The organism is Xanthomonas sp. SHU 199 (assembly GCF_000364665.1).
Lineage (GTDB): Bacteria > Pseudomonadota > Gammaproteobacteria > Xanthomonadales > Xanthomonadaceae > Xanthomonas_A > Xanthomonas_A sontii.
In genome coordinates this window covers 1-8698 of record NZ_AQOI01000486.1, presented here as the reverse complement: position 1 = coordinate 8698, position 8698 = coordinate 1, and the positions used below count along the sequence as shown (strand labels likewise).

Genomic DNA, 8698 nt, shown 5'->3' with positions numbered 1-8698 from the left:
CCTGGCAGCTCAAGGCCGCGCGCGAAGCCAAGCTGCGCACCCACTGGACCTGGCCGGACGAGGACTACGAGCGCAATGCGCGCGCCCTGCTCGACGCCGCACTGCTGCAGCCGGCCGGCGCCGCACTGCGCGAGGCGCTGGCGCAGGCGGCCGCGGCGCTGGCCCCGGCCGGCGCGCTCAACAGCCTGGTGCAGACCACCCTGCGCCTGACCCTGCCCGGCGTGCCCGACCTGTACCAGGGCAGCGAGGGCTGGGATCTGTCGCTGGTGGATCCGGACAACCGCCGCCCGGTGGACTACGCGCTGCGCCAGGCCTGGCTGCGCGATGCCACCGCAGCGGACGCGCTGCTGCAGGACTGGCACAGCGGCCACGTCAAGGCGTGGCTGACCGCACAGCTGCTGCAGCTGCGGCGCGCGCATCCGGACTTGTTCGCGCACGGCCGCTACACGCCGCTGCAGGCGCAGGGCCCGCAGGCCCAACACGTGCTCGGCTTCGTGCGCGAACACGAGGGCGCCTCGCTGGTGGTGGCGGTGCCGCGGCTGGGCGCGGCCGCGCAGGCGCTGCGGCCGGACGTGCCGCTGCGGGCGCAGTTCGATTGGCGTAACACGGTTCTGACACTGCCGCAGGCACAGTATCGCCCGGTGCTGGCCAGTGCTACCGTCGACGCGACGTCGGCCATTGCGGTGTCGGCGCTGTTCGCCGAGTTCCCGGTGGCCGTGCTGGTCGCCTCCCCCTGATCTCGCAAGAAGCCATGGACGCAGAAACACGCCAACGCCGCATCCGCCAACTCGCGCACGAAATCTGGGAAGCCGAAGGGCGACCCGATGGCCACGCCGCCCGCCATTGGGCCATGGCCGAACGCCTGGTGGCCGCGGAAGCGGCCGCCGAAGCCGATGCCGAGGCGCTGCCGCCGTCGCAACCGCGACGCAGCGCCGGCACCGGCAGCATCTCTTCCTAAGGATCCTTCATGCCCGTGCGCAAGCTCACCCGCCGTTCGCGTATCCGCGAGGGCCTGCCGTATCCGCTGGGCGCCACCTGGGACGGCCTGGGGGTGAACTTCGCCCTGTACTCGGCGCACGCCACCAAGGTGGAGCTGTGCCTGTTCGACGATCGCGGCCGCGAGATCGAACGCATCGCCCTGCCCGAGTACACCGACGAGATCTGGCACGGCTACCTGCCCGACGCGCGCCCCGGCCAGCTCTATGGCTACCGCGTGTACGGTCCGTACGCGCCCGACGCCGGGCACCGCTTCAACCCCAACAAGCTGCTGCTCGATCCCTACGCCAAGCAACTGGTCGGCGAACTGAAATGGGCGCCGGCCCTGTTCGGCTACACCATCGGCCACAAGGATGCCGACCTCAGCTTCGACCGTCGCGACAGCGCCGCCTACATGCCCAAGTGCGCGGTGATCGATCCGGCCTTCACCTGGGGCAAGGACCAGCGCCCGCAGACGCCGTGGGACAGCACGGTGATCTACGAGACCCACCTGCGCGGCACCACCATGCGCCACCCCTCGGTCCCCGAGGCCTGGCGCGGCACCTTCTCCGGGCTGAAGGTGGACGAGGTGGTCGAGCACATCAAGCGCCTGGGCATGACCGCGGTGGAACTGCTGCCGGTGCACGCCTTCGTCGACGACGAATATCTGCTCAAGCAGGGCCTGCGCAATTACTGGGGCTACAACACCATCGGCTTCTTCGCCCCGCACCCGCGCTACATGGCCACGCGCACGGTGTCCGAGTTCAAGCAGATGGTGGCCCGGCTGCACAGCGCCGGGCTGGAAGTGATCCTGGACGTGGTCTACAACCACACCGCCGAAGGCAACGAACTGGGGCCGACGCTGTCGTTCAAGGGCATCGACAACGCCAGCTACTACCGCCTGGCCGAGGACCGCCGCTTCTACATCAACGACACCGGCACCGGGAACACCTTCGACCTGACCAATGCCGGCGCGCTGCGCATGGTCAACGACTCGCTGCGCTACTGGGTCTCGGAGATGCACGTGGACGGGTTCCGCTTCGACCTGGCCACCATCCTCGGCCGCGAGCACCACGGCTTCGACCCCAAGGGCGGCTTCCTCGACGCCTGCCGCCAGGACCCGCTGCTGAGCCAGGTCAAGCTGATCGCCGAGCCATGGGACGTCGGCCCCGGTGGCTACCAGGTCGGCGGCTTCCCGCCGGGCTGGTCGGAGTGGAACGACAAGTTCCGCGACAACGTGCGCGCGTTCTGGCGCGGCGACGAAGGCCAACTGGCGGAACTGGCCACGCGCCTGACCGGCTCGGCCGACCTGTTCCACCACCGCGGCCGCCGCCCCACCGCCTCGGTCAACTTCGTCACCGCCCACGACGGCTTCACCCTGCACGATCTGGTCAGCTACGCGCACAAGCACAACGAGGCCAACGGCGAGCACAACCGCGACGGCTCGGACAACAACATCTCCGCCAACTATGGCGTGGAAGGCGAGACCGACGACGAGCAGATCAACGCGCTGCGCCTGCGGCAGATGCGCAACATGCTGGCCACCCTGCTGCTGTCGCAGGGTACGCCGATGCTGCTGGCCGGCGACGAGTTCGGCCGCAGCAAGGGCGGCAACAACAACACCTACTGCCAGGACAACGAACTGACCTGGCTGAACTGGGAAGCCGGCCCGCGCGCGCACCAGCTCAGCGCCTTCGTCTCGCGCCTGACCCACCTGCGCGCGCACTACCCGCTGCTGCACCGCGCACGCTTCTTCGACGGCGTCTACGACGAGGAACTGGGCATCAAGGACGTGACCTGGCTGGCCCCGGACGGCGAGGAGATGACCGAAGCCTCCTGGCACGACCCGCACGCCCGCGCACTGATGATGCGCCTGGACGGCCGCGCCCCGTCCAGCGGCCTGCGCCAGGCCGCGTCGAACGTGACCCTGTTGATGATCGTCAACGGCGCGATCGAGGACGTGTCGTTCACTCTGCCGCTAGTGGAAGGCGAACACTGGCGCGTGCTGATCGACACCGCCGAGCGCAACGGCGAACACGGCCTGCCCGGCGGCTCGCAATGGCACGGCCTGGGCCGCTCGCTGACCCTGCTGGCGGCCGAGCGCGACAGCAAGTCCACGGCCGCGCATCACCGCAATGCGGATGCGCCGACGCCGTGAGCCGATGGGGACGCCTGGCGATCTGCCGGGCGCTGCGGGTCCGCTCCTACAGAAGGCGGACGTTGCGAGCTGTCATCCGTAGGAGCGGTTCAGCCGCGACCAGAGCTCGATGGAACTCAGATACCGCCGTGCCGCGCAGCTGCCCACCGCAAGCAGCCGCACCGATAACGCCTCCGGCAGCCACTGAGGGGGTTTACTGGCGCCCACCCCGATCCACATACGGCCGCGCCTGCAGGATCACCACCTCGTCGCCGACCACCGCCCATTCGATGTCCTGGTCGGCGCCGCCCAGCGCCTGCTTGGTCATCGCGCCGACCTTGGCCAGTCGCGCGATGAGCGCGTCGGTCAGTACCTGGCGGGTGCCGACGATTGGCACCTCGCGGACGCCGCCGGCGGCGTTGGCCACGAGCTGGGTGTCCTCGGCCGAGCGGCTCAGCACCTGCACCGCCTTGGACCAGCTCGAATACATCACCTGTTCGGCCTGGCGCTTGCCCTCGACCACACGGATGCCCAGGCCGCGCTTGGCCGAAATGTAGGTGACGTGGCGGCGCGCGGCATCGAACGGATCGCGGGTGATCATCACCCCGGAGCTGTCGGACGGCGCGGCCAGCTGCACCAGCACCGCCATGGCCACCGCGTCCTGTGGCAGGCCGGCGGCGGCGCGCGCTTCGTAGGCCTCGAAGTTGTACACCGACGCCCACACCGTCTGCACCGCCTTGGCCAAGGCATCGGCGCGGGTGACATTGGGCACGGTGGTGTACAGGCCTGCGCCGCTGAAGCCGGGTAGATCCTCGGAGTTGGACGAGCTGCGCACGAACACACCGGCGCCGTGCAGTTGCCCCTGCCACTGCGTCTCCAGCGCACGCACGAAGGCGGGATCGGGCGCGGCGTCGGCGATCTCGGCACGCAGGGTCGCCAGCGCGGCACGGCGCACCTCCGCATCGGTGGCGAAGCCGGGACGGCGCTGCAGGTCGCGCAGGCGCTGATCGACCTGCAGACGCTGCAGCGTCGCCTGATAGAACGCGAACGGAATGCAGAAGCCGTCCGGCACGCGCGCGGCCGGCGGCAGCACCGCTTTCAGCGTGCCGAGATTGGCGGCCTTGGTCCCGCAGGCGCGGCTGTCGCGGGCGCGCAGCGCCGCCAGCGGTTTGAGCGCGGCCACGCTCAGGTCCGGACGCGGCAGCGCGCGAGCCGCGGTGCGGGGAGCGGCAGCGGGTGCGGCCGTCGGCGGACCCGCCAGCGCTGTCACCCGGTAGTCGTTGTGGGTGACGTCCAGTTGCACCCAGCGCCCGTCGTACTGGCGCAACGCCGCCTGCGCATCGCGCACGTACACGTTGGGAATGCCCCAGCCCTTGGCCAGCAGGTTGACGTGCGACAACAGCGTGGACGGGCGTTGCGTGATCAGGCCGGCGACCGGCGCCAACGCGATCGGCACCTCGTCCAGTACCGGGATGTCGCGCGGCGACAGGGCACGGAACTGCGCCTCCGAACGCACGATGCGCAGCCGTCCCTCGGCATGGCCGGTGTTCAACGGCAGGAAGCGCTGCTCGCGCAGCAGCGCCTCCTGGGTGACGAAGGCCAGCCCGGCGGACTTGGCCACCTGTTCGTGCAGCGTGGAGTTGGTCTTGAACCGCAGCGCGTCAAAGAACGAGGCGCGCAAGGCGGCATCGGTCTGCTGCAACAAGGGCGCGGTGAGGACGTCGCCCTCCCAGAACTCGTAGGTGTAGCCCGGCAGATCCTGCTGCCAGCTCAGGGTGCCGAACAGGAAGCGGCGCTGCGGATCGCGGTACTGCGCCTTCAGCGCCGTCTTGCCCATGCCCGGCGCCAGGCGCTGGCGCACGAATTGCTCGTGCAGCGCGAAGCGCGGGGTGTTGAGGTAGTAGACGCGTCCACCCTGCTGCCGGTCGATCACGAACAGCAGATGCGGCAGCTCCAGCGCGGTGCCGGCGTTGTAGACCCGCGCGAGCTGCAGGAACTGCGCACGGCTGTCCAGGCGCGGCAGGGAATCGGGCCCCGTCGCCGGCTGCACGGTGGCATTGCTGCCAGGGCGCTGCTCGTAGGCCGACGGCTTGCGCGCGGTCTGCGCCAGCGTGGGCGCCACCGGCCACAGCAGCGCGAAAAGGACACACCACGCCGACACGCGTGGCCACGAAAGGGACGGACGGGCTCGATCCATGATGCCGGTTCGGGAGGGCGACGAGCGCGGATCATACGCCAGCGCCTGCGCGTTGGCTGCGCGGCCAGGCGTTGCCGGGCATGGTCCGGCGTTTGATGCCGTCGCGACCGTTGGGATGGCGGGGACGGAATGGCCTCCGCCTGTGGACAGCTCCATCCGACCGTCCTTTCGGTATCGTTGACCGACAGAACGCTGCGCAGCCGCGTGCGGCCCCGCCACATGCCTGCCCGCGACCTGACGCACCTCGCCCCAGCCAGGAGTCCGCATGCCGCTGTATCCCCTGTTCGCCGACCTGGCCGGACGCCGCGTGCTGGTCGTGGGCGGCGGCGAGGTGGCGATGCGCAAGATTGAGGCGCTGCTGCACGCCGGCGCCGACGTGCTGGTGTACGCGCACGCGCTCAACCCCACCGTGGCGCAGTGGCTGGCGCAGGGCCGCCTGCAGCGCGCCGACGGCGCCTTCGACCCGCAGTGGCTGGACGATGCCTGGCTGGTGGTGGCCGCCACCGACGACGACGCGTTCAACCGGCAACTGGCCGAACAGGCCGGAGCGCGGCGCAAGTGGGTCAACGTGGTCGACGACGCCGCGCTGTCGACGTTCCAGGTGCCGGCGATCATCGATCGCGACCCGCTGTTGATCGCGATCTCCTCCAGCGGTGCGGCACCGATGCTGGCGCGGCGCCTGCGCGAGCGCTGGGAAACCGAACTGGACCATTCCTACGCCGAACTGGCGCAACTGTTCGCGCGCCACCGCGCCGCCATCCGCGCGCGCCTGCCGGACCTGCCGCAGCGCCGCCGCTGGTTCGAACAGGTACTGGAGGGACCGGTGCAGACCCTGCTGCAGAGCGGCCAACGCGATGCCGCCGAGCAGGCCTTCGCCGACAGCCTGCAGCGCAGCGACGCGGTACCGCGGCAAGGCAGCGTGTGGCTGGTCGGCACCGGCAGCGGCGACCCCGGCGCGCTGACGCTGAAGGCGCTGCGTGCGCTCAACCAGGCCGACCTGCTGCTGGTCGGTGCGCAAGTGAGCGCTGCAGTGCTGAGCCTGGCGCGCCGCGATGCCAGCCGCCAGCCGCTGCCGGACGATCCGGCCGCGCATCTGGCGCTGCTGATCGAACGGGCGCAGGCCGGACAGCGCGTGGTCAGCCTGCTGCCGGGCGATGCGTTCCGACAGCCGCCGCACGCGGCGCTGGCAGCGCACTTGGTCGCAGCAGGAATCGCCTACGAGGTGGTGCCCGGAGTGGCGCCGGGCTGACGCCTACGCCGGCAGCGGCGGCACCGGTTCCTCGTCCGAACGCCCGCGCTTCGCCGTCACCAGGTGCTTGCGCATCCCCACCCACAACGCCAGCGACAGCAGCGAGATGCCGCCCAACAGCAGGAACGCAGCGCGATAGCCGAACCCCTGTGCGATCCAGCCGCCCAGTGCGGGACTCAGCGCCGCGCCGACGCCCTGCATCGTCATCACCGCGCCCTGCCCCACGTTGACCCGGCCGGTGCCCTGCAGCAGGTGCGCCACCAGCGCCGGCACCGCCACGCTCTGCAGGCCGGCGCCGACGCCGTCGAGGATCTGCACCGGGAACACGCCCCAGGTGTGGATGACGCTGGCGGCGATCAGCCCGCGCAACGGCAGCGCCAGGAAGGTCAGCAGCAGCACCCACCAGTGTCCGCGCACGCGGATCAGGCGCATCGCCAGCAGCGAGGCGAGCACCATCGTGGACTGGGCGACGATGATGGTGGTGGCGGTCAGCGCGTTCGGGTCGCCCTGATGCGCGGCCACCACGGCCATGCCGTACAGCGGCAGCATCGCCGCATTGCCGAGGTGGAACAGCGCCAGCGCCGCGGCCAGGACCAGCAAGGGCTTGCAGGTCAGCAGTACCGACCAGCCGCTGACGTGGGCGCCGTTGTCGTCCTCGTCCTCGGCCTCGGCCATACCGCGCGCCGCACGGTGATCGATCGCGTCGCGCGGAATCATCAACACCGAGATGATCGCCAGCACGCCGAAGCAGCCGGTCAGCACGAACACCGCGCCGAAACCGAATTTCCAACCGAGCAAGCCCGCCAGCGCCGCGGCCACCACGTTGCCGGCATGGCTGCCGACCTGGTTGCGCGCGATCTGGTGATCGAAGCCGGCCTGGCGCACCAGGCCCAAAGTGATGCCGGACAGCGCCGGCCCCAACGCGGCGGCGGCGAGCGCGGTCATCACCTGCGCGGCGATGACGCCGGGCAGGGTCGGCGACCACCACAGCAGCGCCGAGGCCAACAGAATCATGCTGCAGCCGACCACCACGATGCTGCGCTTGCGCTTGGTCGCATCGACCAGCGCGCCGCCCGGCGTGGTGGCGAGCATGCCGACGATGCCGCCGGCGGTCATCACCGAGCCGATCGCGCCGAGCGACCAGCCCTTGGATTGCAGGAACACGCTCAGGAACGGGCCGAGCCCGTCCTGCACGTCGGCCATGGTGAAGTTGAGCGCTTCCAGCGCGCGCGTGCCGCGCGGGCGCTTGCCAGTGCCGCTCATGCGCGCACCGCCGGCGACGCGAGCGGCGACAAGGACAGGAGAACGTGGTGCTGCGCAGGCGCGACGGGCGGCATGACGGTGTCCTGGATGAGCGCGGGAAACACAGGCGCGGCGGTGGCCAGGGGCACACCGCCGCGACGACTCGTGACTCAGTGGGGCTTGGGCTTCGGTTTCGGCTTGGGCCCGTCCTTCGGCGCAGCATCATCCGCATGCGCGTGCAACGGCTTGTGATGAGGCTTGGGCGGCTTCGGCTTCAACGGCTGCAGCGTCGCGTCGCTGGCGCCCAACGCCTGCGCATGCAGCACTTGGCCATGCGCGGACTCCAGCAATTCGCCCTGCGCCGTCAGCGGCTTGCCGGCGGCGAGCCAGCGCGCCGATTCCGGCACCGCGTGCGGCGGGAAGCGCACGATCAACCCGTCCTCCAGCAGCGCGCCATGCACCTGCCCGTGCGGGCCGTGCAGCAGCCTTGCGATGGTGCCGGCGTGACGCACCGCGTCCTGCGCAGGCTTGGGCTTGGCCGGCGGCTTGGGCTTGGGTGTGTGCGGACCGGCATGCGGACCTTCATCGACGATGCGCGCGGACCCATCCGGGTCCACCGCCAACGCCACCAGCACATCGGCGCCGCGCGGCTTGAGTCCGCGTACGCCGAGGCCGGCACCCGGACGCAGCGCCTTCAGCAGTTGCGCCGACAGGTGCGGCGGGGTGTGCACTTCGGTGCCGTCGTCGAACAGCAGGCCGTCGACGTCGGCCTTGGGGTTGAGCAGGAAGCGCGCGAGCGTGCCACGGGTTTCCGGCAAGGAATCGGGATCGACCCAATGCATTGCATTCTCCAGACGAACAAGGGATGCCGGCGGGGCCGGCAGCGCCCGCCGCGAAC

At 70.6% G+C, this 8698-nt stretch carries 6 protein-coding genes and 1 pseudogene; 4 read left to right on the top strand and 3 right to left on the bottom strand.

What is annotated here, in order from left to right:
• The 3 genes and pseudogenes from D183_RS24905 to glgX form a co-directional block, all read left to right on the top strand.
• Nucleotides 1-737 (top strand): annotated as a pseudogene (locus D183_RS24905) (malto-oligosyltrehalose synthase); the annotation flags it as partial.
• 14 nt (nt 738-751) lie between these two features.
• Nucleotides 752-958 carry a DUF2934 domain-containing protein gene (locus D183_RS26525; RefSeq protein ID WP_081613359.1) on the top strand — a complete coding sequence of 69 codons (207 nt, stop codon included), beginning with the start codon at nt 752-754 and terminating at the stop codon, nt 956-958.
• Nucleotides 959-967: 9 nt separating this feature from the next.
• Complete coding sequence (gene glgX / locus D183_RS0115170; RefSeq protein ID WP_017909754.1) at nt 968-3133, top strand: glycogen debranching protein GlgX; 2166 nt, start codon at nt 968-970, stop codon at nt 3131-3133.
• Between the two features lie 193 nt (nt 3134-3326).
• Here glgX and D183_RS0115165 read toward each other — a convergent pair whose 3' ends face one another.
• Nucleotides 3327-5309 (bottom strand): PEP/pyruvate-binding domain-containing protein, encoded by a 1983-nt coding sequence (locus D183_RS0115165; RefSeq protein ID WP_232757282.1) that lies wholly within the window; start codon nt 5307-5309, stop codon nt 3327-3329.
• A 265-nt stretch (nt 5310-5574) separates the two neighbouring features.
• Here D183_RS0115165 and D183_RS0115160 point away from each other — a divergent pair, with 265 nt between their 5' ends.
• Nucleotides 5575-6558 (top strand): NAD(P)-dependent oxidoreductase, encoded by a 984-nt coding sequence (locus D183_RS0115160; RefSeq protein ID WP_017909752.1) that lies wholly within the window; start codon nt 5575-5577, stop codon nt 6556-6558.
• Nucleotides 6559-6561: 3 nt separating this feature from the next.
• On the opposite strand, the gene D183_RS0115155 is transcribed toward D183_RS0115160, so the two are convergent.
• Together D183_RS0115155 and D183_RS0115150 are read right to left on the bottom strand one after the other, a co-directional pair.
• Nucleotides 6562-7821: an MFS transporter gene (locus D183_RS0115155; RefSeq protein WP_017909751.1), complete on the bottom strand. Its 1260-nt coding sequence runs from the start codon at nt 7819-7821 to the stop codon at nt 6562-6564.
• Between the two features lie 149 nt (nt 7822-7970).
• Nucleotides 7971-8642 (bottom strand): hypothetical protein, encoded by a 672-nt coding sequence (locus D183_RS0115150; RefSeq protein ID WP_017909750.1) that lies wholly within the window; start codon nt 8640-8642, stop codon nt 7971-7973.
• Nucleotides 8643-8698: the final 56 nt, after the last annotated feature.